The sequence below is a fragment of the Streptomyces sp. NPDC050145 genome (assembly GCF_044460245.1).
Lineage (GTDB): Bacteria > Actinomycetota > Actinomycetes > Streptomycetales > Streptomycetaceae > Streptomyces.
This window is the reverse complement of record NZ_JBITJS010000001.1, coordinates 490,952-514,913: the sequence shown is the minus strand read 5'-3', so window position 1 is coordinate 514,913 and position 23,962 is coordinate 490,952. Positions and strand designations below refer to the sequence as shown.

24 protein-coding genes and 2 pseudogenes are annotated in these 23,962 nt (G+C 70.5%); 14 read left to right on the top strand and 12 right to left on the bottom strand.

All coding sequences use genetic code 11. The features are described from left to right. Nucleotides 1-66 precede the first annotated feature (66 nt). On the top strand, nucleotides 67-867 hold the full coding sequence (locus ACIBTU_RS02555) for an SDR family NAD(P)-dependent oxidoreductase (RefSeq protein WP_399124036.1): 801 nt from the start codon (nucleotides 67-69) through the stop codon (nucleotides 865-867). A 12-nt stretch (nucleotides 868-879) separates the two neighbouring features. On the opposite strand, the gene ACIBTU_RS02550 is transcribed toward ACIBTU_RS02555, so the two are convergent. Further along, nucleotides 880-1,659 carry an NPP1 family protein gene (locus tag ACIBTU_RS02550; RefSeq protein ID WP_399124035.1) on the bottom strand — a complete coding sequence of 260 codons (780 nt, stop codon included), beginning with the start codon at nucleotides 1,657-1,659 and terminating at the stop codon, nucleotides 880-882. A 296-nt stretch (nucleotides 1,660-1,955) separates the two neighbouring features. Beyond that, nucleotides 1,956-2,969, bottom strand: a complete 1,014-nt coding sequence (locus tag ACIBTU_RS02545; protein ID WP_399124034.1) for a mechanosensitive ion channel family protein — start codon at nucleotides 2,967-2,969, stop codon at nucleotides 1,956-1,958. Between the two features lie 191 nt (nucleotides 2,970-3,160). Here ACIBTU_RS02545 and ACIBTU_RS02540 point away from each other — a divergent pair, with 191 nt between their 5' ends. Continuing rightward, the gene (locus ACIBTU_RS02540; protein ID WP_399124033.1) at nucleotides 3,161-3,526 is read left to right on the top strand and encodes a hypothetical protein; all 366 of its coding nucleotides are present in this window, start codon (nucleotides 3,161-3,163) and stop codon (nucleotides 3,524-3,526) included. A 194-nt stretch (nucleotides 3,527-3,720) separates the two neighbouring features. Then, nucleotides 3,721-4,137 carry a PRC-barrel domain containing protein gene (locus ACIBTU_RS02535; RefSeq protein ID WP_399124032.1) on the top strand — a complete coding sequence of 139 codons (417 nt, stop codon included), beginning with the start codon at nucleotides 3,721-3,723 and terminating at the stop codon, nucleotides 4,135-4,137. A 166-nt stretch (nucleotides 4,138-4,303) separates the two neighbouring features. On the opposite strand, the pseudogene ACIBTU_RS02530 reads toward ACIBTU_RS02535, so the two are convergent. Next, nucleotides 4,304-4,488, bottom strand: a pseudogene (locus tag ACIBTU_RS02530) (alpha/beta hydrolase); the annotation flags it as partial. A gap of 310 nt (nucleotides 4,489-4,798) precedes the next feature. Here ACIBTU_RS02530 and ACIBTU_RS02525 point away from each other — a divergent pair. Next, on the top strand, nucleotides 4,799-5,248 hold the full coding sequence (locus tag ACIBTU_RS02525; protein WP_399124031.1) for a hypothetical protein: 450 nt from the start codon (nucleotides 4,799-4,801) through the stop codon (nucleotides 5,246-5,248). 72 nt (nucleotides 5,249-5,320) lie between these two features. Here ACIBTU_RS02525 and ACIBTU_RS02520 read toward each other — a convergent pair whose 3' ends face one another. Further along, nucleotides 5,321-5,872: an SMI1/KNR4 family protein gene (locus ACIBTU_RS02520; protein ID WP_399124030.1), complete on the bottom strand. Its 552-nt coding sequence runs from the start codon at nucleotides 5,870-5,872 to the stop codon at nucleotides 5,321-5,323. A gap of 165 nt (nucleotides 5,873-6,037) precedes the next feature. On the opposite strand from ACIBTU_RS02520, the gene ACIBTU_RS02515 reads away from it, so the two are divergent. Continuing rightward, on the top strand, nucleotides 6,038-6,802 hold the full coding sequence (locus ACIBTU_RS02515) for a GNAT family N-acetyltransferase (protein ID WP_399124219.1): 765 nt from the start codon (nucleotides 6,038-6,040) through the stop codon (nucleotides 6,800-6,802). A 47-nt stretch (nucleotides 6,803-6,849) separates the two neighbouring features. Here the strand turns inward: ACIBTU_RS02515 and ACIBTU_RS02510 are convergent, their stop codons facing one another. From ACIBTU_RS02510 to ACIBTU_RS02500, 3 genes are all read right to left on the bottom strand, one after another. Continuing rightward, nucleotides 6,850-8,169, bottom strand: a complete 1,320-nt coding sequence (locus ACIBTU_RS02510) for a hypothetical protein (RefSeq protein WP_399124029.1) — start codon at nucleotides 8,167-8,169, stop codon at nucleotides 6,850-6,852. Continuing rightward, the gene (locus ACIBTU_RS02505) at nucleotides 8,159-10,279 is read right to left on the bottom strand and encodes a hypothetical protein (protein WP_399124028.1); all 2,121 of its coding nucleotides are present in this window, start codon (nucleotides 10,277-10,279) and stop codon (nucleotides 8,159-8,161) included. Before ACIBTU_RS02505 ends, ACIBTU_RS02510 begins: the two co-directional genes overlap by 11 nt. A 299-nt stretch (nucleotides 10,280-10,578) precedes the next feature. Then, nucleotides 10,579-10,950: a hypothetical protein gene (locus tag ACIBTU_RS02500; protein WP_399124027.1), complete on the bottom strand. Its 372-nt coding sequence runs from the start codon at nucleotides 10,948-10,950 to the stop codon at nucleotides 10,579-10,581. Between the two features lie 89 nt (nucleotides 10,951-11,039). Between ACIBTU_RS02500 and ACIBTU_RS02495 the strand changes: the two genes are divergently transcribed. From ACIBTU_RS02495 to ACIBTU_RS02465, 7 genes are all read left to right on the top strand, one after another. Continuing rightward, entirely contained in the window at nucleotides 11,040-11,351 is a 312-nt protein-coding gene (locus ACIBTU_RS02495) for an ArsR/SmtB family transcription factor (protein WP_399124026.1), read from the top strand. A 169-nt stretch (nucleotides 11,352-11,520) separates the two neighbouring features. Then, the gene (locus ACIBTU_RS02490; RefSeq protein WP_399124025.1) at nucleotides 11,521-12,750 is read left to right on the top strand and encodes a serine hydrolase domain-containing protein; all 1,230 of its coding nucleotides are present in this window, start codon (nucleotides 11,521-11,523) and stop codon (nucleotides 12,748-12,750) included. Nucleotides 12,751-12,974: 224 nt separating this feature from the next. Continuing rightward, nucleotides 12,975-13,457 (top strand): tetratricopeptide repeat protein, encoded by a 483-nt coding sequence (locus ACIBTU_RS02485; protein ID WP_399124024.1) that lies wholly within the window; start codon nucleotides 12,975-12,977, stop codon nucleotides 13,455-13,457. A gap of 109 nt (nucleotides 13,458-13,566) precedes the next feature. Next, entirely contained in the window at nucleotides 13,567-14,475 is a 909-nt protein-coding gene (locus ACIBTU_RS02480) for a hypothetical protein (RefSeq protein WP_399124023.1), read from the top strand. 232 nt (nucleotides 14,476-14,707) lie between these two features. Beyond that, nucleotides 14,708-15,424 (top strand): flavodoxin family protein, encoded by a 717-nt coding sequence (locus ACIBTU_RS02475; RefSeq protein ID WP_399124022.1) that lies wholly within the window; start codon nucleotides 14,708-14,710, stop codon nucleotides 15,422-15,424. 111 nt (nucleotides 15,425-15,535) lie between these two features. Continuing rightward, nucleotides 15,536-16,057, top strand: coding sequence for a hypothetical protein (locus ACIBTU_RS02470; protein WP_399124021.1), 522 nt, complete (start codon nucleotides 15,536-15,538; stop codon nucleotides 16,055-16,057). A gap of 133 nt (nucleotides 16,058-16,190) precedes the next feature. Continuing rightward, nucleotides 16,191-17,654, top strand: coding sequence for a glycosyltransferase (locus tag ACIBTU_RS02465; protein ID WP_399124020.1), 1,464 nt, complete (start codon nucleotides 16,191-16,193; stop codon nucleotides 17,652-17,654). 157 nt (nucleotides 17,655-17,811) lie between these two features. Here the strand turns inward: ACIBTU_RS02465 and ACIBTU_RS02460 are convergent, their stop codons facing one another. The 3 genes from ACIBTU_RS02460 to ACIBTU_RS02450 form a co-directional block, all read right to left on the bottom strand. Beyond that, nucleotides 17,812-18,798, bottom strand: coding sequence for an aldo/keto reductase (locus tag ACIBTU_RS02460; protein ID WP_399124019.1), 987 nt, complete (start codon nucleotides 18,796-18,798; stop codon nucleotides 17,812-17,814). 300 nt (nucleotides 18,799-19,098) lie between these two features. After that, nucleotides 19,099-19,749: a LuxR C-terminal-related transcriptional regulator gene (locus ACIBTU_RS02455; RefSeq protein ID WP_399124018.1), complete on the bottom strand. Its 651-nt coding sequence runs from the start codon at nucleotides 19,747-19,749 to the stop codon at nucleotides 19,099-19,101. Nucleotides 19,750-20,111: 362 nt separating this feature from the next. Beyond that, the gene (locus tag ACIBTU_RS02450) at nucleotides 20,112-21,665 is read right to left on the bottom strand and encodes an alpha/beta hydrolase (protein WP_399124017.1); all 1,554 of its coding nucleotides are present in this window, start codon (nucleotides 21,663-21,665) and stop codon (nucleotides 20,112-20,114) included. Here ACIBTU_RS02450 and ACIBTU_RS02445 point away from each other — a divergent pair. Further along, nucleotides 21,552-22,262: pseudogene (locus ACIBTU_RS02445) on the top strand (amidohydrolase family protein); the annotation flags it as partial. The gene ACIBTU_RS02450 and the pseudogene ACIBTU_RS02445 overlap by 114 nt on opposite strands. Continuing rightward, nucleotides 22,243-22,605 carry a hypothetical protein gene (locus ACIBTU_RS02440; RefSeq protein ID WP_399124016.1) on the top strand — a complete coding sequence of 121 codons (363 nt, stop codon included), beginning with the start codon at nucleotides 22,243-22,245 and terminating at the stop codon, nucleotides 22,603-22,605. The pseudogene ACIBTU_RS02445 and the gene ACIBTU_RS02440, both read left to right, overlap by 20 nt. A gap of 101 nt (nucleotides 22,606-22,706) precedes the next feature. Here the strand turns inward: ACIBTU_RS02440 and ACIBTU_RS02435 are convergent, their stop codons facing one another. Together ACIBTU_RS02435 and ACIBTU_RS02430 are read right to left on the bottom strand one after the other, a co-directional pair. Further along, nucleotides 22,707-23,078 carry a GntR family transcriptional regulator gene (locus ACIBTU_RS02435; protein ID WP_399124015.1) on the bottom strand — a complete coding sequence of 124 codons (372 nt, stop codon included), beginning with the start codon at nucleotides 23,076-23,078 and terminating at the stop codon, nucleotides 22,707-22,709. Then, nucleotides 23,071-23,865, bottom strand: a complete 795-nt coding sequence (locus ACIBTU_RS02430) for a hypothetical protein (protein WP_399124014.1) — start codon at nucleotides 23,863-23,865, stop codon at nucleotides 23,071-23,073. Before ACIBTU_RS02430 ends, ACIBTU_RS02435 begins: the two co-directional genes overlap by 8 nt. Nucleotides 23,866-23,962: the final 97 nt, after the last annotated feature.

Here is a 23,962-nt window from a genome sequence, read left to right as displayed (position 1 = left end):
TTCGTGAAAGCTCACTTTCTTGATCGTCGCTTCCCATGATGCCTGGTGGCGGGTGAGGCTGTGTCCATGGACATGAGCACAGAGCACGACGTACGGGTGCCGGTCGCGGTGGTGACCGGTGTGGCACAGGGCATCGGCCGCAGGGTCGCCGAAGTGTTGGCGGGCGAGGGATACGCGCTGGTCCTGGCCGACCTGAAGGAGCCCGTGGAGACACTGGCGGCGGTACGCGACGCCGGCGCGGAGGCATACGCGGTGGTGGGCGATGTGGCCTCGGAGAGCTACGTGGCAGGACTCGCGGAGCACGTGCGGGAGCGCTTCGGCCGGGTCGATGTGCTGGTGAACAACGCGGGCGTCTCGCTGCTCACCCCGGCCGAGGACACCACCGCCGAGCAGTGGCGACGCGTGCTGGAGGTCAACCTCACCGGCCCCTTCCTCCTGTCGCGGGCGCTGGGGAAGCTGATGCTCGACGCGGGCGGTGGATCGATCGTCAACATCGCCTCGATCGCCGGGCTGCAAGGGGTCGGGGACCGGGCCGCGTACAACGCGAGCAAGCACGGCCTGATCGGTCTGACCCGGACCCTGGCCGCGGAGTGGGGCGGCCGCGGGATCCGCGTCAACGCCGTGTGCCCGGGCTGGGTCAAGACCGAGATGGACGCCGCGGACCAGGCTTCCGGCGGCTACAGCGACGACGACATCGTCGAGCGGGTGCCCATGGCACGGTTCGCCGCCCCCGAAGACATCGCCCAGGCCGTCGCCTTCCTGTCCGACCCGGCCCGCAGTGGCTTCGTCAACGGCGTCGCCATGCCGGTGGACGGAGGCTGGACCGCCGACGCGAGCTGGAACTCGCTCCGCATGCGCAAGCGCTGACGGGCCGGTGGTTCAGGCGTTGGGATCGAAGGGGATGCCGTCCGGCTTCGTGGCCGTCAGCGCATACTGGAAGTCCCCGTCGTCGATCTTGATCGTGGCGGCACCGAAGTCGGCGGTCATCAGCTTGTCGCGGTATCCGGCCGGATACCCTTCCCATCCGACGAGCCGGGGGAAGAACCAACCCCCGGTGGCATTCTCGGCCGGCTCGTCACCCGAGCCGGCGAACCGGAAGCAGTGCGTCGACAGGCCGTCCTTGTGATAGACGACCTTGGGATGCGTGCCGTCGAACCGAATCTGTGATCGGTCGGCCGATTGATAGCCGGAATGCTGCGAGACCGCCACATTCTGCACCTCGTCATGGGAGACCCACACCACGACGTGTTCCCAGTCGTGACGGTGTCCTATCGCCGCCGGGCCCCATGTCGCCTGGTCCTTCTCGAAATAACTGGCGTACATGACGGCGCACCAGCCGTTATTGCATTTCGCGCGCGAATAGGTGTTGGCGCCGGCGAGTTGAGCAGAATCGTGACAGTGTCCATTGACGTCGCCTCCGAGCGCCAGTCCTGGATTGATGGTCCCGCCGCTGCCGATCGCGGCCGTGGCATAACAGCCATCACCGTCGTAGTCGTAGGCGGGCGAGAAACTCTGCTCCACGCCGTCAGCGTTCTGCGGGAGGGGCTGCAACACATCAGCCTGTGCTGTCGTCGCCATGGCGATGGCCAGGACCACAGCGCCACCCCCGGCGAGCATCGCGCGGCATGTCCGTCGTCCACGGGGTCGCAGCATGCTCATGTACGCCTCTCCTCTGCCATGGGGTGACGGCTGGCCCGCCCGAGCGGGGCTTAGCTGGGTCAAGGCCCCAGATGATGGCACCTGCTCCTCAACAAGGGGAAGACCGCCGGGAGTTGACGAGCCATTCGAAGGTGGCACCTGTTCGCGGAAAGGGGTTCGCGCGGGCGGGATCTCGCGTCCCACCCGCGCGTGCAGGCAACCCCGTCCTGGGAGTCCCGGCTACCGGTCGATTCGGTTCAGCTGAGCTGCTCCGCGTGCGGGCCCGGCCGCCCGTCGAATTGAGGAACCCCCCACCATCACCGCTGCGTGGGCACCGCCCCCAGCTCGCTCCCCTGGTCATCACTGCGCAGCCACACCGTGCGCTGCGGGAACGGGATGTCGATGCCGGCCGCGTCCAGTGCCTCCTTGGTACGGCGCCGCAGTTCGCGGGTGATGGCCCACTGCTCGAGCGGCACGGTCTTGACCGCGATGCGGACCACGACACCGTCGGCGTCGAGCGACTGCACGCCCCACACCGAGGGGTCCTCCAGCAAGAGGCCCTTGAAATTGGGGTCCTTGCGCAGGTCGAGGCCGGTCTCCTCGAGGACGCGGTAGACGGTGTCGAGATTGGCTTCGTAGGCCACGGCGACGTCCAGCACGGCGCGCGCCCATTCCTGGCTGTCGTTGCGCACACGCAGGATCTCGCCGTTACGGATGTGCCACAGGCCGCCGTTGAGATCACGTACGTGGGTCAGGCGCAGGCCGACGTGCTCCACGGTCCCGACGGCCTCGCCCAGGTCCACCGAGTCGCCGACGCCGTACTGGTCCTCGAGCATGATGAGCAGGCCGGAGAGGTAGTCGGCGACCAGGCTCTGCGCGCCGAACCCGATCGCCAGGCCGACCACTCCGGCACTGGCCAGCAGCGGGCCGAGGGCGATGCCGACCTCGTCGAGGACCATGGCGGCGCCGATCATGAACAGGACGATCGTCACGGCGCTGCCCAGCACGGAGCCGATGGTGCGCGCACGCTGTTCCCGGCGCTGCTTGGCGTAGGTCCGGTCACGCTGCAGCAGCGTAGGGCCGCGCCCCGACTGCCGCGGCACGGTCTGCTCGGCGTCGTTCTCGTTGTCGGACGGTTCCAGGATGTGCTGGACGACGCGGGCGATGGCCTTCTTCGCCACGATGCGGACCACGATCAGACCGGCCACGATCAGCGCGATGCGCAGGGGAACACCGACGAGGGCCGTCGTGTGATCACCTATCCAGCCCGACAGGTCTGCCGCCAACTGCGGCTGTGTCGCCGGGTCGGGATGAGGGGACGTGTGCATCATCAGGTTGTTCGCTCCGTTCCTAATGCCTTCAGCGGCTTCCGCCATGGGGTCAGCGGCATCTACCCGAAGCGAACGGGAACATGACAGCGAGTGTGTGAAAGGGCCGCTGAAATGCCCGGCCGAGCGCGACCAGGACTTGAACGGTGCTCGCCACGGCCTTCGCCCTCACGGCCTGCGGCAGGTTCACCGTCATGCCGCCCCCCGACGGCGAACCGGCCGTTCTGAAGCCGGCCGAACTTGCGACCACGTGGACCGATGCCGACGGCGGCACCCTCACGCTGAAGCGGGACGGGACCTTCATCGCCGACAAGGTCTGCGTCGCCGTCGGTTGGCACGACGGATTGGCCTGGTCGGGAACAGGCCCCTGGGAGCGAGGCTCCAACAGGAAGCAGAGTTTCGTCGGCGTGACCTTCGACGTCGACCATCCCGAAACGGACGGGCGGGAGCCCGATGCCTACGCCGCCCTGAGGCAGGGCAAGGTCCTGAAGCTCTGGACAGCCATCGGCGACCCCGACAACGACTGTCCGAACTGCGTCCTGACCAGCCCGTCGAGCTGAGCCGGCCTCGCCGCCGAGCCGAAGGAGTCGTACGGCCAGGTCCGACGCGCTGCACCCGATCCCGCGCCTGGAAGACGGGTCGGTCGGCAGGTTTATCCGCGCGCAACAGGGAACTCGCGCCGCGAACGCATTTTTCGGCGCACCGCACGGAACGCAGCGATCGTCCGCGCACCACGATCTGCGGAGGATGACTCATGAGCGAGAACATCTGGAACTACCCGTCCGCCTCCGGCTACACCCCGGACACCGATCTGACCGGCTACAAGGTCGAGGCGACGGACGGCAGCATCGGCAAGGTCGACAAGCACTCCCAGGAGGTCGGGGGCCAGTACATCGTCGTCGACACCGGCGTGTGGATCTTCGGCAAGGAGGTCATGCTGCCCGCCGGCACCATCACGAACATCGACCCGGACGCGAGGACCATCAGCGTCGGGCGCAGCAAGGAGCAGATCAAGGCCGCTCCTGAGTTCGACAAGAACAAGCACCTGGGCAACACCGAGTACCACCAGGAAATCGGCACCCACTACAGCAGCGGCGCGGGCAGCGGCATCACCACGCCCACCCCTCCCGGCACTCCCGGAAGCCTCGGCGAGACCTCCCACCGGGCGTAGGACCGCGCCGGCCTCTGGTCATCTGATCTAGCGGATTCACGTGATGTGCCCCGCGTCATCCGCTGAAAGCCTGGTGTCCCGCACAACCCCGAAGGACACAGCGCATGCAGATGAACCCACCGAGGCCAGAGGCAGAGCCCATCACCGGCACCCACCACTCCCTGGCCTCCTCAGCGTGGGTCCACAGCAGGCCGCGCGGAGCACCCTCGATCTCGACGTAGTCGGCCGCCGGCAGGATGCGGTCAGCGATCCCGTGCAGGATCAGGGCCGACACGTCGACGGCGGGATGTCGGCGCGGAAGTCGGTGTACCAGGTCGCCGACGCGGCGGACGCGACGAAGGAACCGCCGCGCCGCCTCGACCGGGCTTTCCACCACTCCGACCATGACTCCGAGGCAAGGTAGGTCAGATGACGGCAGACGTAGAACACGAAGCGCGGCCCGGACGATCGTGATCCCGGGGCGCATGAGCCACAGCCGGAGGAAACTTCCCACGCCGCGGCCAAGTCGTCGGCTGCCTGGCCTGCGGTGGTACGAGGGCAAGGCTCCGCCCGCGGGCTCGCCGGCCCTGAGAGCTCGTCGCCAGTCCGCTCGCCCTTGCCTGCGTCTGCCTGTTGAGGAATTTGGTTGCGGTGGATCAGGTGGATGCGGTGATACTCCGGCATGAGTAGAGATGCCGAGGTCATCGTGCTCGCCCGCTGGGCGGACGAGGTGATGGAACCGCTGACCCGGGACGATCCGGAACGCACCTGGCAAGGCCGCTTCGTCCCGATTGCGGGGCACTGGGGCTACGAATTCGGCTGGGCCCTGGAGCTCGAGAAGGTGCGTGCCCGCAAGGGCCTCCTCAGGCACCTGGAGTCGCTGCCGTGGCCGCGTCCGCACACGGTGCAGGTTCTGCTTCGCGACCAGGACGACGACTGCTTCGGGCTCTGGATGTTCCAGGAGGGCCGGCTGGTGGAAGTCACCATTCCGCGCACCGAACGCTTCCATCAGCCGGCACCGCCCGACGAGGACTTCGAACCCGACCCGGGCATGCTGCTGCGCACCGACCAGAACACGGCTCTGCCCGAGCAGACCCCGGAAGCACGCCGCGACCCCCGCTCATCCTGGTAGACCGCGTTCGACAGCTCACCTTGTGGCAGCGGGGCTGTCGACGCACGCTTGCTCAGCGAACTGCGTGAATGGCTACAACCGCGCGGAAGCCTCGGGCCACGGCGGCAAGGCGAAGCCTCCGTCGGCAATGTCGTCCTCGTACCAGCCTCGGCCCGCCAGCCAGGTCTCAAGCCACTCCGCGAGGCTCCCCGCTTCCACGAACCACGCCCGAGACAGGTCCTGTCCACGGATCACGTTCGGGTCGAAGTGGAGGACTGTTCCACCCTCGCTCCGGCAGTCGACGCACGTGAACATGGCACAACCCCAGTCCAGGACCGGCAGGACACCCTCGGGCCACGACCACCAGGTGACGGCATCCGCAGCCGGGATCCGTCCCAGATAGTCGTCGAGCGCAGGCTCCTCACCGTCCGGATTCGGACCACCCGCCAGGGGCAGCAACGAGTCCATCGGACCGAACCCTCCGTTACCCACCGTCAGGTACAGCGCGGCAAGAAGCGGATGAAGACGGAAGCCGAGCCGTCGCTCCGCCTCGTCCAGATCCCCCGCAGAGACCGGGAGTTGCAGCCGCTCACTCTCAGCCGCCTTGGCCACGACCCGCTCAACCAACTGCTCGAAGCTGTCCACGGCGACATACTCGCCTACGGCTCCGAAAGACCGCGACAGACCCCCGGAAAGCTGCTGGTCGTCGGCGCGGCACCGCCCAAAATGGCATGCGGTCCTCACTCGGCCGTGCTGGAATCGATCACCATGAATGATTACGCTCTCAACGAAGCCGACTTGACGGACAGGATGGAACGAAATCTGGCGGAACACGCCTGCCATCTGCACCGAAACATGTCCGGTGCGACCGTCTCGGAGACCGGCGACCTCCTGGTCGCGGACAGCGGCCTGGACGACGACACGTTCAACATCGTCGCCGCGGCCCGCTTCACCGTCACCGACGCCGCGGCCCGCATCGCCGAGACCGTCGGGACGCTGGCCGGCACCGGCCGCAGCTTCTCCTGGTGGGTGGGACCTGCCTCGACACCGACGGACCTCAGTGCCCGTCTGACCGCAGCCGCTCTGCCGGTGTCCGAACGGGAGACGGCGATGTGGGCCGAGCTGGACGACACCCTGCCGATTCCCTCCGTCCCGGGGCTGGACATCCGCACGGTGACCGCGCCCGAGCAGCTCGCCGACTACGCCGAGGTCCTCTCCGCGAACTGGAATCCATCCTCTGAGACCGTCCGTGACTTCTTCGCCCGGGCCGCTCCCCAGGCGCTGGCCGTGACCTGCCCGGCCCGGTATCTGGTGAGCTACGTGGAGAACCGTCCGATCTGCTCCGCCGAGGTGTTCCACCACGCGGGAGTCGCCGGCATCTACAACATCTCCACCTTGGCCGCCCACCGCCGGCGCGGCTACGGCGGAGCCATCACGCTCGCGGCCCTTCACGCGGCCCGCGAGCGAGATCACCGCATCGCGGTCCTTCAGGCGTCGGCCGACGGCGAACCTGTGTACCGCCGCCTTGGGTTCCGCGCCTGCGGCCAGTTCGTCGAACATGCCATCAACACCTGAACCGACCATGCGAGTTCCCCCGCCACAGGCGCGCCGCTGATCGCCGGTCAGTCGTCCTGGTCGGCCGCGGCGGCAGCGCGGCGCGCACGGCTGAATCCGCCCGTCGTCACCCGGGAGGCCAGGGTGTCGTCGGGGCCCGCGAGCAGGGAGCCGTAGCCGGTCGCCGCCCAGAGGCTGCGGGCGGCCGGGACTTCGAAGTACGGGACGGTGCGGCCCCGGTCGGTGACGGCGAGAACGTGCGGGGAGCGGCGCCCGCGCAGGGCCAGGTCGCAGTCCCGGCAGACCGCGACATCGACGCGCTCGCGGCGGCCGACGGGACGCCAGACCGTGCGGCGGGCCGCGGTGCCGTGCAGCGGGTCGAAGAAGCAGAGCGGCAGCGCGGTGCCGCCGGCCAGGGCGGATCGGCCTTCCGCGACGAGGGCGAGTGCGCCCACCAGGTCCGGCAGGGCGTCGGCTGCGTCCAGGACCCGGCCCGCCGCGTCGTACGCATCCAGGGCCCGCGCCAGACCGGGCGTACGGGTCCCCTCGGTCCGCTCCACGGCCTCGCCGAGTTCGAGCAGTTCGGCGGCTGCCCGGCGCCGCACGGCCGCCTCGTCGGCACTGCGCTCCGCGGCGAACACCGCGTCGGGGAAGCTGAACGCCGTGCGGCGCGGCCTGCGGCGGCGGACCAGGACGAACCCGGCCGCCCCCGCCACCGCGACAGCCGCCGCCCCGGTCACCAGTACGGGCGTCGTCGCGCCTGAGGACGAGCCGCCGGCCCGGGTGTCCGGGTCCGGTCGCGCCGAGGCCTCCCGGTCGAGGCGCGCCGTCTCCCGCTCGTAGGCCTGCGTGCCGGTGCCGTCGTCGATGAGCTGGACGGCCTTGCCGATCCGTGCGGCGAGGCCCGCGTCCTTGAGGTCCTCCATGAAGCCGACCGCCGCGGCGGCGTCCCGGGCCTGGTGCACGCCGGCGGGCCACTCGGTGCCCTTGAGCCAGGAGCCGTAGTCGTCGTTCGTGATGAGGATCAGGTCGGAGTCCCCGAGCCGTTCCCTGATCACCGAGGCGAGGGAGTCGGAGCTGCCGCCGAATACGTCGCCCTTCTTCAACGGGACGAGGACGACCTTGATCGGCAGGCCCGTCGCGGCGATCCGGCCGGCCAGGTCCTTCTGCTGGGCCGGGGTGACGGCCGCGGCGTAGGCCCGGTCCACGTAGACCGGGTTCTTCTCCAGGGCGTCGGCGATCGTGCGCGCCGACGGTGCGTCGGCGGCCCGGGCCGGGGGCCCGGCGGGCTGGGCGGACGCTGCCGTGCCGCTGCCGAGCAGCAGCGCGCAGGCCAGGATCAGGGGGGCGAACAGGGCGCGGGGCCCGGCGGGTCGGTCACTGGACACTGGCGGACTCCCTGGCCCTGGAGATGAGCGCTTCGATGCCGTCCCGGGCGGCGGGCAGTACCGCGCCCGCCCCGTCCCACGCCTCGGGGGCGTCCTGCCCGCGCACGGGCAGGCGCAGCAGTCGCCGGGTGGCGGCGCCGTACTTGTCGTCGCCGCGCAGTTCCTGCCGGCAGGCCCGGCAGAGCCGCGCGGACCGGGGGCCGGTGCCGGCGTCGGCGAGCCAGGCGGGGACGCGGCTCCCGGTGGCCTCGCCGTGCAGCGGGTTGAGCCGGCACAGCGTCGGCCCGGTCCGGCCGTCGAGGGCGGCGAGCCCGGCTCCGGCGAGGATCACGACGGCGGCGAGATCGCCCGCCTCGGCGTTCTCGTCCGGGCGTTCGCCCGCGGTCAGGAGTCCGGCGGCGTCGAGGCAGTCATAGGCGCGGACCCGACCGGGCGCGTCCTGGGCGGCGTCCGCTAGCCGGCGGGTCAGTTCGCGGACGTCGGTGAGGGCCCAGTTGCGTAGCTGCCGGGCGCTGGGCAGCGCGGACGTGTGCAAGGGCTCCGGACCGACGTCACCCGTCCCAGCCAGGGCCGGGCGGTCGGCGGTCCGGCGCCGGACCGCGCGGGTGGCGGCGAGCAGCAGCCACAGGAGCGGCAGCAACAGGCCGAGGGCGAGCGCGCCGAGGAACAGACCGGGCGCGAAGTCGCTGGAGAACAGGGCCGGAAGGCGGGTGTCGTGCACCGGGGGCAGCGCGGTCTCGGGCTCGCCGTCGTCGTAGCCGGAGTCCGGACGGGCGTCGGCCACGGCGTCGAGGGTCTGGTCAAGGCGCTGCCGTGCCTGGAGGTCGCCGTCGCTGCGGTAGTCGCCGTAGCGCACGGAGTCGGGCAGCGCCCTGAAGCGGCTCGCGGCGTCCCGGCCCGTGCCGAAGGTCGCCAGGTCGATCTGGCTGGTGACCGGGTCGAACAGGACGTAGACGCCGTCGTGCCCCGTGCTCCGGTGGACCCGGGCGAGCAGCAGGTCCGCGTCGCCCTCCGCCTCGTCGTCGGTGTCGCTGGCACCGATGAGGAGATACACCGGGCCTGTCTGCTTCAGGCCTGCCATCCGGTGCAGGATCGCCGTCCGGTCGGCGCCGGTCAGTACGTCCGCGGTCCACGGGGCCTGGTAGAGGGGGCCGTCGGCGAGCGCCGCGCCGGCCTCGCGCACCCGCGCGTCGAGGTCGGCTCTGGTGATGCGCACGTCGGGGCCGTCGACGGTCTGCGGGAAGACGGCGGGGGCGGCGAGCACGACGGCGGCCAGCGCACCGAGGGTGGCCGCGGCGGTGACGGGCAGCACGCCGCGGCGCCTCAGGGTCCCCGACGCCGCACCGGACCGGCTCCGGGCGGCGCTGCCGGAGGACTTGGCCCTCCCGGAGGACTTCGCCAGGGAGACGGTCGTCTTCGGGCGGCCGGTGCCCGTGCCCCGGCGGCGGGACAGCCGGATCCCCAGCGCGAGCACGAGCCCGGGGACGAGGACCACGGCCATACCGAGCAGCAGGTTCTGGTTCTGCCGGTCGACGGAGTGGATGTACGCCTCCGGCCGGCCGTCCGCGCGGTACCGCGCGTACAGCGCGTCAGCCCGGTCGCGGGCGCGCCCGGGGCTCAGCGCCACGGTGTCGGCGAAGGTCTTGAAGGAGACGAGCGGGCCGGCGCCGGTCGGCGTCCCGTAGAGAGCGGCGCGGGCGCCCTCCTCGGCGGGGGCGGCGACGCCGAACGCGGCGGCGTCGATCGACCCGTGGTCGCCGATCAGCACGTACAGGCCGTCCTTGCCGAGCCGGTCGTGCACGCGCGCGAGCAGCGTCTCGTCGCCGGCCGGGAGGGCGAGTACGTAGGTGGGGACGCCGGTGCGGTGGGCGATGCGGGCGATCTGCGGGGCGAGCGAACGCGGCATCTCCCTCGGGCGGTCTGCCGCCACGTACACGGGGTCCCGACGCAGCTCGACGGCCAGCCGTTCGGCCTGGGTCGTCGCAGGGCCGTCCGCGGGCGGCTCGGCCGCGACGGCCGGGCCGGTGCCCACGCCGACGAGGGCCGCCGACGCGAGCAGGAGTCCGGCAAGGGGACGGACCACTCTGCCCGCCATCGTCCGTGTCCGCATCCACGCCTCCCCCGCCGTTCGGTCGGCCACTCTACCTGCGGGTCTGTTCCCGGCGGCACGGCGCGGGACGGGAGACCCGCCCGACGTCATCGAGATGTCGGTCGATCAGCACCCCGACCGCAGTGCGACGTTGACGTACTTGTTGACCATGAGCCACCCGGTCACACCGGATGAACGTTGGGTGGTCACTCTGTCCTGGAGCGACACGTCCTGGGCCGACGTTCTCGCCTCGCCCGCGCCTCCGCCCGACCGACTGAAGCAGCTCGTGCACCGTACCTGTTCGGATCGGCTGAGTCCGCTCATGCGAGGGCTGATCGTGCGGCCTCGTGCAGTTGCACATACTCGATGGTCGCGCCACCGGGGTGCCGCACGGTCAGGTTTCGGCCGGTGGGCACTTCGTTGGGGCCGTCGAGGATCTCTCCGCCGTGTTGCTCGGTGATGCTCAGGATCTGGTCGATGGACTCGACGATCGCGGTGGCGTGGGTGCCACGGTATGGGGCCAGCGACTCCTCGGAGCCCGCCAGAAGCAGATATCCGCCGACGCTCGCGAGGTTCAGACCGCGGTAGGTGCACCGCAGTCGTGGCTCCTCCCCGGTCAGTTCGACAAAGGTCGGCAAGGCCACGTCCAGGTCGTCGACGTAGACGCGGGCAAGGGTGGTGAGCACCGTCACGGCCATCTCCTAGATCATTTCGACTTTCCCGAAACGTCGAAGTGATCTGCATACTAGGGCTGTCACACGAGCACGGACAAGGAGGGCCTGTGGAACAGCCCGAGCGCACAGACCTGCACCTGGACCTGGCTGCGGTACTCCATGCCCTTGGCGATCCGGTTCGACTGACACTGGTCCGCCGGATGGCCGAGGACGGCGAGAGCGTGTGCAGCCCGGACGACGTGGACGTGCCCAGGTCGACACTGTCCAATCACTGGCGGATCCTGCGCGAAGCCGGGATCACGCAGACGCGGCGGGCCGGAAAGGCACGACTGATGACTCTCCGCCGCGCCGATCTCGACGCCTGCTTCCCGGGGCTCCTCACCGCCGTGCTGGCCAAAGGCGATCGACCGACCCGGTAGCCACCTTGCTCGCGGTCAGGCAGGCGGGGTGTATTGCGGACGTATCGAAATGCACATACGTCACCGCAACAGTCCTCCGGATTCACTGCAGGCACGAACCCCCGCTCATCAAGGGTCGGTTCGTCCATCAGGGAGGGGCGTGCTCATGGACTCGGAATCCGTACGTGACGTGGACCGGCGGCAGTTACTCGGGTGGGGTGGGCTGGCGGCCGCCGGTGTGGCGGCGGCCGCCACACAACTGGCCGCTGCTCGCCCCGGCCACGCGGCCCCGGCCGCCGCTGAAGCTCATGCCGTTCCGCCGGCCACTCGGCCCGGCGGAGCCTACGACCGTTACGTGGCGAAGCTGGCCGCCGAGGACAGGTTCTCCGGCGTGGTGCTGCTGTCCCACCGGGGCAGGACGGTGCTGTCGCGCAGCTACGGCATGGCCGACCGGGAGAGGGGGATCCACAACCACGAGGGCATCGCGTTCCATCTCTCCTCGGCGGGCAAGCCGTTCGGCGCCGTGGCCATCCTGCAGCTGGCGCAGCGCGGCAAGCTGAGCCTTTCGGACACGGTGGGCACCTATCTCACGGGCTTCACCCAAGAGATCGCCGAGAAGGTGACCATCCACCATCTCCTCTCCGGCACCTCCGGGCTGAGCACTCCGGATGAGGACCTGCAACGCGTCTTCCAGAGCCGCGAGGAGGTGCACGAGTTCTACGAGGGGTGGGCCCGGCGGGCGAAGCCAGTGGCCGCCCCCGGCACTCCCACCGACCACTCCGGTGCCGAGGTCGCCATCCCCGCGCTGATCGTGGAGGCCGTGACCGGCACGACGTACTGGGACTACGCCCAGGAACACATCTTCGGGCGCTGCGGCATGAGCGGCACGGCGTTCTACACCAGGCCGCAGTGGCTCGCCGACCAGCACATCGCGCACTCGTACATGCGGCAGGCCGACGGCAGCCGGGTGGACGCCGTCCGCAACCTGGACAAAGGCAGCCCGGACCCGTTCCAGCTCGGGAAGAACCCTGCTCGCGGCTTCATCGATGCTCCCGGCGACGGCGGTTTCGCCACCGCGCCGGACCTGGTTCGTTTCGCACAAGCGCTGGGCGACGGCACGGTGCTGGACTCGCCCTACGCCGAGCTGCTCACCGGGGCCAAGTTCCCCCACGCCCCACAAGGCGGCGGCCTGCGAGACGGGCGGACCACCCCCGCCGACGCGTCGTTCGGGGCGTACATGATGCCGGTGAGCCTGATCAACGGCCAGTGGGTGAACGGTCGCGCCGGCGTCAACCCCGGCAGCGTCGCCAGTTGGAACATCTACCCGGACACCGGTTGGGTCGGCGTCATCCTCGGCAACCATGACGACGTGCCGTTCCAGGAGATCATCCAGCGGGAGATTCAGGCCGTCATCGGCTGACGCCGCTCCCCCGTGACATGTGTGGGCGAAGAGGCACGCCAGGTTCGGCCTGCCTCCTCGCCAGAACGTCCCTGAGTTCCGGCGATGGACGGTCACGTTCTGAGGGCTCTTGGGCTCGGTGCAACTGGCGCCGGCCGTCCGGGCGTCCATGGACATGGCGGGTCCACCACGGCCGGGACCAGGTGATGGGCGTCGGCCGGACGGCGTGTAGCGAAGAAGGAGGCGTGCCTGACGTGTCGCGGAAATGGGTGATCGCGGGTGCGGTCGCGGCGGTCGGAGCCGCGCTTGGTGCCGTGGGAGCGAAGAGAGCACTGGACGGCCCCTTCGCGCAGGCGGAGAAGGAACTGGACAAGCGGGATCGGGCGCTGCGCGAAGAGCACCCCGATACCGCGGCGCTCCGGCACCGGGCCCACTGGCTGAGCGAGACCGGGGACTTGGCGGGCGCCGTGGAGGTCTCCGAGCGGCTGCTCGCCGAGCGGGTGCGGGTGCTGGGCGAGGACCATCCTCAGGTCCTCACCACCCGGCACAACCTGGCCACCTTGCGCGGCAGGTCAGGGGACGCGGCCGGGGCCGCCGAGGCGTTCGAACGGCTGGCGCTCGACATGGAGCGGGTACACGGAGCCGACTACATCTACACCGTCGTGTCCCAGCGCGCCGCCGTCCGCTGGCGGGAGGAAGCCCAAGGCGGCGACCAGGGCACCGAGTGACCACGGCGGCACCGCACTCACCCCACAAAGTGACGTCTCCGCGTTCGCCGGGACGAGGGGTACTAGGCTTCCCGCCGCAAGGCCGCAGGGGGCGGCGGAGGGGGCGGACATGGTGCAGTTGGAGAAGAGGTCGGAGCGGGCCAGACCCACGTACCGGCGCAGCGTGTGGACCACGCTCACGGGCTGGGGCATGCTGCTCAGTGCCACGGGGGCGATCGGCTGTGCGCTGTGGGGCGTCAGCCCGTATCCGCCGCTGGTCCCCGAGATCGTCCTGGCCGCGCTGAGCATGGCTTTCGCCGTCGCCTGGATCGTGGCGTCCCGCCGCGCCCCGCTCCACACCGAACTGCCGCGGGCCGGCGGGCGCGTGCTGATGTGGCTGGTCGCCTGGCTGGTGCCGCTCGCCACGCTGGCCTGCTTCGACCTCGGGTTCATGGTGTCGCCGGAGTACGGGCGGGAGACCGCGCGCCTGGAGGCGGGCCGGTTCGGGAGCCACGCCGTTCCGATCGCACGGCTCGCGGGGAAGCCGGTCCGGGGGGACAACGCTTCCGACGAGCCCGTGTACTTCGAGACCGACCTCGTCCTGCGCCTCCCGTACGACAGCGGTCCGCGCGAGGTGACCGTGCCGGGCATGTACACCCGGTACCACCCGCCGAAAGCGGGCATGACCATCGACGTGTACTACGCGCCCGGCGACCCGCGCCCCGACTCGCCAGTACTGGAGGACGGCCGCCGCTGGGGCACGGGGGTGATCGGCACCCGGCTCCTCATCCTCACCCTCATCCCCGTCCTGTTCGCCGGGGCGTTCCTGACAAGCGTGCTCTCGCACGAAATGCCGCGCGCGGCACGGCGGTACGCCCCGGCCGTGCACCTGCCCGCCCTCGGCGTCCTCTCCCTCGGCCTGCTCCTCCTGCTGCCGACCGCCCTCGGCTGGACAACCGGCACCGCGGCGCACACGGCGGCCTTCCTGTCCTGTGTGACGCCAGGGGCCGCACTGGCGTGGGTCTGGCGCTCCTCCTGACCCACCCTCAGGTCCCGCTCCCGGCGTCGGGGGCCCAGTGATCAGGGCGGGGCCACCTGGGTGATCGGGTGGCCGACTTCGCCGCCTCGGGTGCGGCGCTCGGCCGGTTCGCCCCATGAGACGAGACAGTGGGCGGAATTTCCGGCCTGACCGACCCGGAGCTCTTTTGCGCATCGGCGCCCGGGCACATGGCGCCGCCGGACCGCACACTCGGCCGCAAGGGGACGCATCGATGACCGACACTGCCACGTCCTACCGTGATCTTCGCGCACTGGTGATCAACTGCACGCTCAAGCGGTCGCCGGAGCGCAGCCACACCCAGGGGCTGATCGACGTCAGCACCGGCATCATGGAGCGCCAGGGTGTCGGGGTCGAGGTGCTGCGTGCCGTGGATCTCGACATCGCGACCGGCGTGTGGCCCGACATGACGGAGCACGGGTGGGAGTCCGATGAATGGCCCTCCATCTACTCGAAGGTGATGGCTGCGGACATCCTCACCTTGGCCGGACCTGTATGGCTGGGCGACAACTCCTCAGTCATGAAGAAGGTGATCGAGCGCCTCTACGCCTGCTCGTCGATCCTCAACGATCGTGGCCAGTACGCGTATTACGGGCGGGTGGGTGGCTGCTTGATCACCGGCAACGAGGACGGCGCCAAGCACTGTGCGATGAACGTCCTCTACAGCCTCCAGCACCTCGGGTACGTGATTCCGCCGCAGGCCGACGCGGGCTGGGTCGGACCGGCCGGCCCCGGGCCGTCCTACCTCGACCCCGGTTCCGGCGGGCCGGAGAACGACTTCACCAATCGCAACACCACCTTCATGACCTGGAACCAGCTCCACCTGGCCCGCATGCTCAAGGACGCCGGCGGTGTCCCGGCCCACGGGAACCAGCGCTCCGAGTGGGACGCCGGTTGCCGCTTCGACTTCGAGAACCCCGAACACCGCTGAGCCGTCTCGCTCCTCGCCGGACGACCGCCTTTGATCGTGAGCCAGGAACCGGACGAACGGCGAGCGACGTGTCTCCCGACACGGATGTGACGGAAGAGGGCGAGGCTTTTCATGCGTCGGTCGCGCGTCGTGGCGACGGGTGCGCTGTCCCTTGTGCTGATGGGCGTGTGGATGGGGTGTGCCGAGTGGCCCAGCCAGACCTCCACGGCGGAGCGGATCGGCTGGAACGGGGTGATCGAGCTGGAGGACGGGCGCCGTGTGTCGGCGCGGTTCACCGACAAGGGGCTGTACGAGCGGCACCAGAGCAGGAAGGGCGGGCCTTGGTCGCGGCCCGAACTCCTCTACCCGCACGGGGATTCCGACTGCGGCGCCGAGCTCAGCGCGTACGGGGACACCGTCGCACTCGTCGCCGGCTACAGCGCCGGCTGCCACGCGGGTGAGCCGGCCGAGATGGTGATCGCCGGGGTCAGCGACGGTGACCTCGATGAATGGGACACGGACACCACCGAAGGCATCGACGCGTGGGAGACGACGCGCTTCTCGTGGACCGGATACCGGGTCGTCTTCCGGTCGCCCGGCAGTGAGGGGACCGACGAGCTCAGCTGGCGACAGAGCATCGGTTTCACCGGCTGAGCTGGTGGGTTCCGTGGTCGGTCGAGGCCGGCCCCCGCGCCCGGCCCGGGAGGTCGCACCTGACCCGTCCCGCGAAGTACCACGTCGCTACACTCCCCTTGATCATTTGCGCGATCTGGAACAGGTGAACAGGGTGGAGACGGTCCGCGCGAGTGTGGACGTGGCCGAGGCGCTGGCGGGCCGTGAGGCCGAGGCGCAGGACCGGTTCCTGACGGAGCACTCGTCGGTGGTGGCCGATGTCATGGCGGACGGGTTCACCCGTCAGCACCCGGACCTGGCGGCGAAGTCCGGGTTCGCGGGTTGGCAGGTCGTGGCCTTGGGGGTCGTCGTCATCGCGGTCGCGGTTGTGGTGCTGCTCGCGCCGCTGCTCGCCCTCGCGGTGTTGACCGCGGTGGTGACGGTCTACAGCCTGCTGCAGGGCGTCGTCGCGGGGGCCGGTCTGCTGCACCGCAGGTCCGGGGCGGCCGCGTCGGACCCGCCGGTCCCGGACGCGGAACTGCCGTTCTACACCGTGCTGGTGCCCGCCTATCGGGAGGCCGAGGTCATCGGCGGTCTGGTCCGGCACCTGGCCGCACTGGACTACCCGGCGGACCGGCTGGAGGTGCTGATCCTGGTGGAGCGGCACGACCCCGACACCCGAGCGGCCGTCCTCGCGGCGGATCCGCCGCCGTTCGTCCGCGTCGTCCCACTGCCGCCCGGTCCACCGCAGACCAAGCCCCGCTCGGTGAACCTCGGCCTCATGCTGGCCCGCGGCGAGCTGCTGGTGATCTTCGATGCCGAGGACCGGCCCGATCCTGCCCAACTACGGCGCGTCGCGGCACGGTTCGCCGCGCGAGACGAGCACACCGCCTGCGTCCAGGCCCAGCTGCTGTTCCGCAATGACAGTGCGAACTGGCTGACCAGACAGTTCGCCATGGAGTACGCCCTGCGCTTCGGGCTCGCCCTGCCCGGCCTGGAGCGCCTGCGGCTGCCGATCCCGCTCGGCGGCACCAGCAACCACTTCCGCACCGACACCCTGCGCGCGCTGGGCGGCTGGGACGCCTGGAACGTCACCGAGGACGCCGACCTCGGCATGCGCTGCGCCGCGATGGGCCACCGCACCGAGACCATCGAATCGGTCACCTGGGAGGAGGCGCTCGACACGGTCGGCCCGTACGTGCGGCAGCGCACCCGCTGGTACAAGGGGTTCCTGATCACGACCATGGTCCACACCCGCCACCCCGGACGGACCCTGCGCCGGTTCGGCCTGTCCGGGGCGCTGGTGCTGCTCGGCATCGTCGCGGCGGCTCCGGTGACCGCGCTGCTCCAACCCCTGCTGAGCGCCCTCACCGTGCTCGCCCTCACCTGTCCCGTATGGTCCTCGACCGGTGCCGGGCTGGTGGTACCGGCCGTGGCCGCCCAGGGCGCCTCGATCGTGGTGTGGATCGCCCTTACGTTCGTCGCCGCCCGGCGGGCGGGGCTGGCGGCGCCCTGGCACGCCGTGTTCAGCCCGCTCGTCACGGTGCTGTGGTCGGTCGCCGCGTGGCGGGCCGCCCATCAGGTGGCCTTCTCCCCGTTCAGCTGGGAGAAGACTCCTCACCGTCCGACTGCTGACTGAGGACGCCCACCAGGACGCGTACGCCCCGCCACCACCCCTCCCTGCTGGACCGGAGAGACCCAGCCGATGGCGTCTGCGACGACACCCGACAGAACTTCGAGCGGGCCGACGTCTACGGCACGTCCATGGGCGGCCGTGTGGCCCAGCAGCTCGCCGGTCAGTTGACCGAGTCGAGCTTCGCCCGCTGCTCCGCGGTCAGTTCGAGCTCGACAGCGCCCAGGTTCTCGTCCAGTTGGGCCACTGACGAGGCACCGATGAGAGGGAGAACCGGGATGGCGCCGCCCATCAGCCAGGAGAGCACCACCTGGTTGACGCTGGCGCCGGTCTGCGCCGCCACTTCGCGGACGGCCTTGAGGCGCGGCTGGGTGCCCGCGTGCTCGAAGCCCGGGCCGAGCGGCTTGTCGTCCCGTACGTACGCTCCCGCGATCAGCGGCGAGTACGCGACCTGCGTGAGCTCCGGGTTGGCACGCAGGTAGCTGAGCAGGTCGCCGCTGACGAGACCCTGGTTGCCGTCGGGCGAGCGCAGGCTGGGGATGTCGGTGCGCTGGCGCAGGTAGCTGTGGTGGTGCTGGAGCACCTCGTAGCCGGGCACACCCGCCGACGCGGCGAGGGTGCGGGCGCGCTCGATGCGCCAGGCCCAGTGGTTGCTCGCGCCGAGAAGGCCGGCCACACCGTCGGCGACCGCGTCGGCGAAGCCCTGGACGGTCTCCTCCAGCGGGGTGTTCTCGTCCATGATGTGCGCGTACAGCAGGTGGATCTTCTCGATGCCGAGGCGTTCGCGGCTGCGCTCCGAGGACTCGCGGATCACCTTGGCGGACAGGCCCTCGACGTCCCGACTGAAGCCCGTGGTGGGCTGGTTGGGGCGGGCGCCGAGCTTGGTGGCGATGGTGAACTCGTCGCCCACGCCGCGGCTCTTCAGCCAGCGGCCGACCAGCTCCTCGCTCTCGCCGCCCTGGGTGCCGTTCACCCAGAACGCGTAGTTGTTGGAGGTGTCGATGAAGGTGCCGCCGGCCTCGGCGAACCGGTCGAGGATCGCGAAGGAGGTGGCCTCGTCGACGATCGTGCCGAACGTCATGGCGCCGAGGCTCAGCACACTGACCTCACGGCGGGTCGCGGGCGAGCTTCCGATGACGCGGTACTTCATGGGAGGGGTCCTTTCGGATCAGGTTGATGCCCGACGGGTGTGTCCGAGGGGAACGCGCCATGACGTACGAGCCCGCACCGGAACAGGAGCACGGCGCGAGTCGCACGAGGGAGAAGACAGGGCCGGACCGGACCACCGGGATCACAACCCGGGGCGGGGCCGGCGTGGCGCGACGGGGAACCAACCGGTCGGCGCGGTGCGACGGCCCGAAGACGGCCGCGCGGGAAGGATGTTGCGGGCACAACGTACATGACACCGCCGGGGAGGAGAAGCGGTGTCCCCCACCCGCGTCCCGCCCGGTCACTGCGACACGTCGTCCAGGAAGCCGCTCTTGGCGATCAGGTAAGCCAGTTGTGCCCGGCTGCGGCTGCCGAACAGCTCCGCCGCCCACCGCATGTGGGTGGCGACGCTACGGGGGCTCATGCCGAGCCGGGCCGCGATCGCCTCGTCCGTGTGGCCGTTGACCATGTGGCGCAGGATCGCCCGGCGGACCTCGTCCGTGAGCAGCGGCGGCAGCCGGGTACTGGGGAAACTGTGCAGCGGTGACGCCCGCTGCCAGGCGTGCTCGAAGATGCCGGCCAGGTAGCGGACCACGCCCGGGTGCTCCACGACGAGTGCGAGGTCGGAGCGTTCCGAGCCGGGGTCGGGGATGAAGGCGATCCTGCGGTCGCAGACGATCAGCCGGTCGAAGACCTCGTCCAGCGTCCGCACCTCGCCGCCCGCCCCGCTGATCCGCTCGGCGTACGCGAGGGTGGCCTGGTGGGAGCGGATCGTGTGCTGGTAGATCGTCCGCTGCGCCACGCCCCGCTCGATCGCCGCGAGATCGCTGGCGAGCGCCTTGTCCAGCAGTTCCTGGGGCCGCCCCCCGCCGGGCTGGGCCGTCAGCAGTTCCTCCTGGCAGGCGTGCACCGCCGCCGAGAGCGTGGCGCTGATCGTGTCGGCCCCCTGCACCGCGCGGATCAGATGCGATTCGCGCGGACAGTCATCGGGTGTCGGCCTGTTCCGCAGTGCGTCCGAGTAGTACTGAAGTCCGTCCGCGCAGATCTCGACGGTCCCGCCCGAGCTTCCTTCGCTCGCTTTGTCCGCTCGCATGCACATTTCCCCGCCTTGCTGGTTCTCGCATTGCAGGATCATCCTCCCCGATCTCCGAGACTTGGATCGCGAGGACCGAGCAAGATCCTGACGGGGAACCAACCCGGTCCGAACCAGCCAGTTCGACGGACTCCGCCCGTTCACGCCGACCGTTCACGCCGACCGTTCACCAGGAGGCGAGCTTGAAAGTGCTCCAGCATGCCGAGGGATCTGTACGGACCTCAGGACATGCTGCCCCGGCACACCGTCCCCTGGGCCGGCGTGCGGCCCGTACGGAGGTATCGGTCGACGGTCTCCATGACGCAGCGGTTCTGCGGGTAGGTGCCGTGACCCTCCTCCTCGGCCGTCAGGAGCACACCGACGCCCTCCCCCAGTGCTCGGGCCATGTGGCGGGCGCCGGGGTACGGAGTGGTCGGGTCGCCGGTGCCGCCGACCACGAGGACGGGTGCCGCACCCTCAGCATTCACCTGGAGCGTCGAGCGCTCGCCGTCGAACGGCCAGTCGTAACAAAGGTAGACGCCGGTGGACCAGGCCGCGCCGAAGACAGGTGAGGCGGCTTCGACCCGGGCCTCGTCCCGGTCGAGGCGGTCGAAGTCGGGGCGCAGGCTGGAGTCCGCGCAGGTGATCGCGGTCTGGGCTACGCGGCTGTTGTCGCGCGGGGTCTCCGCGCGGTCGGCGGAGCCCCTGTCGTCCGCGCCCTTGCTCAGCGGACGGCCGTCGTTGTGGTCGATCAGCGCGGTGAGGGCCTTGGCGAGCGGCGCCCAGCCGTCCGTACCGCGGTCGAGGTGGTCGCTGACGGCGTACGCGAGGCCGTCGGCGTCGAGCTTCTTTCCGGCGCCGGCCGGGGCGGGCTTCTTCTTCAGGCGGTCGGCCAGGCGCGCCATGCGCCGCTCGGCCTCCTCGGGCCCGTCGCCGGTCGGGCAGTGACGGATACGGGCCGCGCAGTGCGCGGCGAACCGGTCGAACGCCGCCTGGACCGCCTTGACCTGCGACACCTGCTCCTCGTCGAGGTCCTCGGTCGGATCGACGGACGCTTCGAGGACGAGCCGTCCGACGTGTGACGGGTACAGGTGGGCGTAGACCGCGCCGAGCGCCGTTCCGTACGAGACTCCGAAGTAGTGGAGTCGCTGGTCGCCGAGGAGGTAGCGCATCAGGTCGAGGTCGCGCGCGGTGTGCGAGGTGCCGACGTACGGGAGGATCGCCCCGGAGCGCTCGGCGCAGGCGTCGACCCCGTCGTAGCCGGTGTCTTCGGCGGTCTTCCCGCATCGCACGGGGATGGTCGCGCCGACGCCGCGCGGGTCGAAGGAGACCAGGTCGTAGCGGTCGAGGAGCGGCCCGTACTGGTTGAGGCGTTCGGGTAGTCCACTCACACCGGACACACCGGGGCCGCCGAAGTTGAGGACGAGCGAGCCGATGCGCCGGGCGTTCGGGCCGGTGGCCTTGCGGCGGATCAGGGCGACGTCGATCGTCCTGCCGTCCGGCTTCCGGTAGTCGAGGGGGGCCTTCATGGTGGCGCAGTCGTAGTCCGTGCGCGCCCTGGGCGGCGAGGTGCAGCGGGACCAATGGAGATGCTGGCCGGTGGTGAGCGCGCCGGGCAGACCGGCGGGCGGGTTGTTCGCGGTGAACTCCGTACGCGGCTCCGAGCTCCGGCCACGAGCGTCGTGCTGGAGCCAGGCGCCGACGGCCCCGATCGCGGTGAGGACGACCACCGCGATGATGCGCACACCGATCGAGAGGCCCGTTCTGCCGCTTCGCGTCGGCTGTGCGTCACTCATCGAAATCCCCACGCTCCCCGCACCGGCGATCGTCCGGTCGTCCGGTCGTCAAATGAGTGCAGGGTACAAGCCGTCTCCCCCGGCGACGAAGTCGACGACCGCCTGCGCGACATGGACAAGAACGGCATCGAGCGCACGATCCTGTCGCTGACCTTTCCCGGCATCCAGTCCATCCTCGACCCCGCCGAGGCCGTCAAGGCAGCCCGCCAGCAGAACGACTACCTCATGGAGAAGTCCGTGTCCCGCGCTCCGGACCGGCTGTCGGCGTTCGCCGCGGTGCCCGTCCAGGACCCGCAAGCGGCAGCCGACGAACTGGAGGGCGGCGTCAACGACTTGGGCGTGGTCGGCGCGATGATCAACGGCTACACGAACGTCGGCAGCAGTGACGAGGGCCAGTACCTCGACGAGGACACGGTGCGGACCTTCTGGGAGCGGGTCGCCTGCCTGAACGTCCCCGTCCACCTGCACCCGAGGGAGCCCCTGCCGACCCGGCAACGGCTGTACGAGGGTTACGGCGCGCTGGTCCGGGTCCGCGTGGGGCTTCGCCCACGAGACCGCCACGCACGTCGTCCGCCTCATGCTCAGCGGACTCTTCGACGAGCACCCGAATCTCCAGATCATCCTCGGTCACCTGGGCGAGGGCCTGCCGCTACTGCTTCCCCGGCTGGAGCACCGGCTGCCCTGGTGTCCCGCGATGCGCAGGTCGCGTTCGCCCGCGGCCACGGCGCCGGTCTCGTCACCACCGACCGCGGCGCTCTGCACGACCGTCACCTATGACGCGGTCTTCGGCACGTTCGGGGCGTTCGTGATCGAAGCGGTGGCCGATGGCGGCCGGTACGCGCTGGTCGCGACCTGTCTTTCCGTGGCGTGCCTACCAGAGCCACGCATGCTCGTTTTCTGCAGGGCGGCTTGTCAGGAAAGAAACACCCTGCTCTTCTGACGCCGGTCCCGGTTCCCGGTGTCCGGGCGATGCGATGTGCCCCGTGACCGAGAGGAGGTCGCGGTGGCGGTGGCGGCAGAGGGGCAGGCCCGCAGGCCCCGTCACAGGGCGTCGCGAACAGCGGTCAGGATGTCCTCGGTGCCGGCGCCGAGCGCACGCGCGGCGGAGGTGAAGTCACGGGCCAGCGTGGCCAGTTGGTCAGCGTCATGCGCGTGCGGTTCGGACGGGAGCGCAGCGACGCGGGTGCCCGCGCCGCGGCGGGTGCGGATCAGTTCGGCGGCCTCCAGCTCGCGGTAGGCGCGAGCCACGGTGCCCGGCGCCAGGCCGAGGTCGACGGCGAGCTGGCGCACCGTCGGCAGGCGCTCGCCCTCGGCCAGCCGCCCGGTGCGGATCAGCGCGGCCAGTTGGGCGCGGATCTGCTCGTACGGCGGCACCTGGCTGGTGGTGTCGACACGGACGGCGGGGTCACTCATCGTCGAAGGGGTTGCCGTCGACTGCCTCGTCCTCGACCGCCCGGGGTGCCATCACGGTGACCAGGGACCATCCGAAAGTGAACAGGCTCAGCAGGCCCAGGGGGCAGATCACCACGACGGTGGCGGCTCCCAGACGGCCGGCGCAGCCTTGTTCCGTGAGCGCGATGAGGATCATCAGCACGACGAGCAGCACCTGACTCGACACCAGCAGCCCCCAGGCTCCGGTGATCGCCCATGCGCGGTCGCGGCGCTGCTGGTCACTGCCTGGGCCGTGGGCGATTCGGCGTAGGGCCCAGACACAGACGGGGGTTCCGACCGTGAGGGCGGCGAACATCGGGCCGCTGTAGTACAGGCCGGGCCAGGGGCCGAGGGATGTGGGGATCCCTTCGCAGGCGACGGTGAGGACATGCCCCGCTCCGCCGGCCCGGTCAGGGTCGGAGGAGGCCGTGACCGCACCGATCACCAGCAGGGTGACGAGGGACGCCGCCTGCAGGAGAAGCAGGGGTGCCATGCGGGGCGGCACCTGGTCCCTGACCAGGCGCGGGGCGATGCTCGCGGTGCGTACCGCTTCCTGGGGGCGCAGGGTCAGGGCGTCGCCGAGCAGGACTCCGCCCACCGCGCACAGGCCGAAAGCGGTGATGGCGAACACCAGGGGCATCGTGATGTCGCCGCTCTCCACGGTGACCAACTGCTGTGCGGCCACGACGCCGATGGCCAGACCGGACCAGCGGGCGTAGTAGTCGGCGTGGTCGAGGAGCCGGGCCTGGAGCGGGGCGGTATCGAGCATGCGGAGATCCCCTCCAGATCATCTTGTATCAAGTGGTGAGTACAAGATGCCCCGGTCGGGATCTTGTGTCAATCACAGAGATCTTCGGAGCACTACC

Coding starts and splice junctions, on each gene's coding strand:
- ACIBTU_RS02555 (WP_399124036.1), top strand. CDS start 67: ATGGACATGAGCACAGAGCACGACGTACGGGTGCCGGTCGCGGTGGTG.
- ACIBTU_RS02550 (WP_399124035.1), bottom strand. CDS start 1,659: ATGAGCATGCTGCGACCCCGTGGACGACGGACATGCCGCGCGATGCTC.
- ACIBTU_RS02545 (WP_399124034.1), bottom strand. CDS start 2,969: ATGATGCACACGTCCCCTCATCCCGACCCGGCGACACAGCCGCAGTTG.
- ACIBTU_RS02540 (WP_399124033.1), top strand. CDS start 3,161: ATGCCGCCCCCCGACGGCGAACCGGCCGTTCTGAAGCCGGCCGAACTT.
- ACIBTU_RS02535 (WP_399124032.1), top strand. CDS start 3,721: ATGAGCGAGAACATCTGGAACTACCCGTCCGCCTCCGGCTACACCCCG.
- ACIBTU_RS02525 (WP_399124031.1), top strand. CDS start 4,799: ATGAGTAGAGATGCCGAGGTCATCGTGCTCGCCCGCTGGGCGGACGAG.
- ACIBTU_RS02515 (WP_399124219.1), top strand. CDS start 6,038: ATGGAACGAAATCTGGCGGAACACGCCTGCCATCTGCACCGAAACATG.
- ACIBTU_RS02505 (WP_399124028.1), bottom strand. CDS start 10,279: ATGCGGACACGGACGATGGCGGGCAGAGTGGTCCGTCCCCTTGCCGGA.
- ACIBTU_RS02480 (WP_399124023.1), top strand. CDS start 13,567: ATGGTGCAGTTGGAGAAGAGGTCGGAGCGGGCCAGACCCACGTACCGG.
- ACIBTU_RS02475 (WP_399124022.1), top strand. CDS start 14,708: ATGACCGACACTGCCACGTCCTACCGTGATCTTCGCGCACTGGTGATC.
- ACIBTU_RS02470 (WP_399124021.1), top strand. CDS start 15,536: ATGCGTCGGTCGCGCGTCGTGGCGACGGGTGCGCTGTCCCTTGTGCTG.
- ACIBTU_RS02460 (WP_399124019.1), bottom strand. CDS start 18,798: ATGAAGTACCGCGTCATCGGAAGCTCGCCCGCGACCCGCCGTGAGGTC.
- ACIBTU_RS02450 (WP_399124017.1), bottom strand. CDS start 21,665: ATGAGTGACGCACAGCCGACGCGAAGCGGCAGAACGGGCCTCTCGATC.
- ACIBTU_RS02440 (WP_399124016.1), top strand. CDS start 22,243: ATGCTCAGCGGACTCTTCGACGAGCACCCGAATCTCCAGATCATCCTC.
- ACIBTU_RS02435 (WP_399124015.1), bottom strand. CDS start 23,078: ATGAGTGACCCCGCCGTCCGTGTCGACACCACCAGCCAGGTGCCGCCG.
- ACIBTU_RS02430 (WP_399124014.1), bottom strand. CDS start 23,865: ATGCTCGATACCGCCCCGCTCCAGGCCCGGCTCCTCGACCACGCCGAC.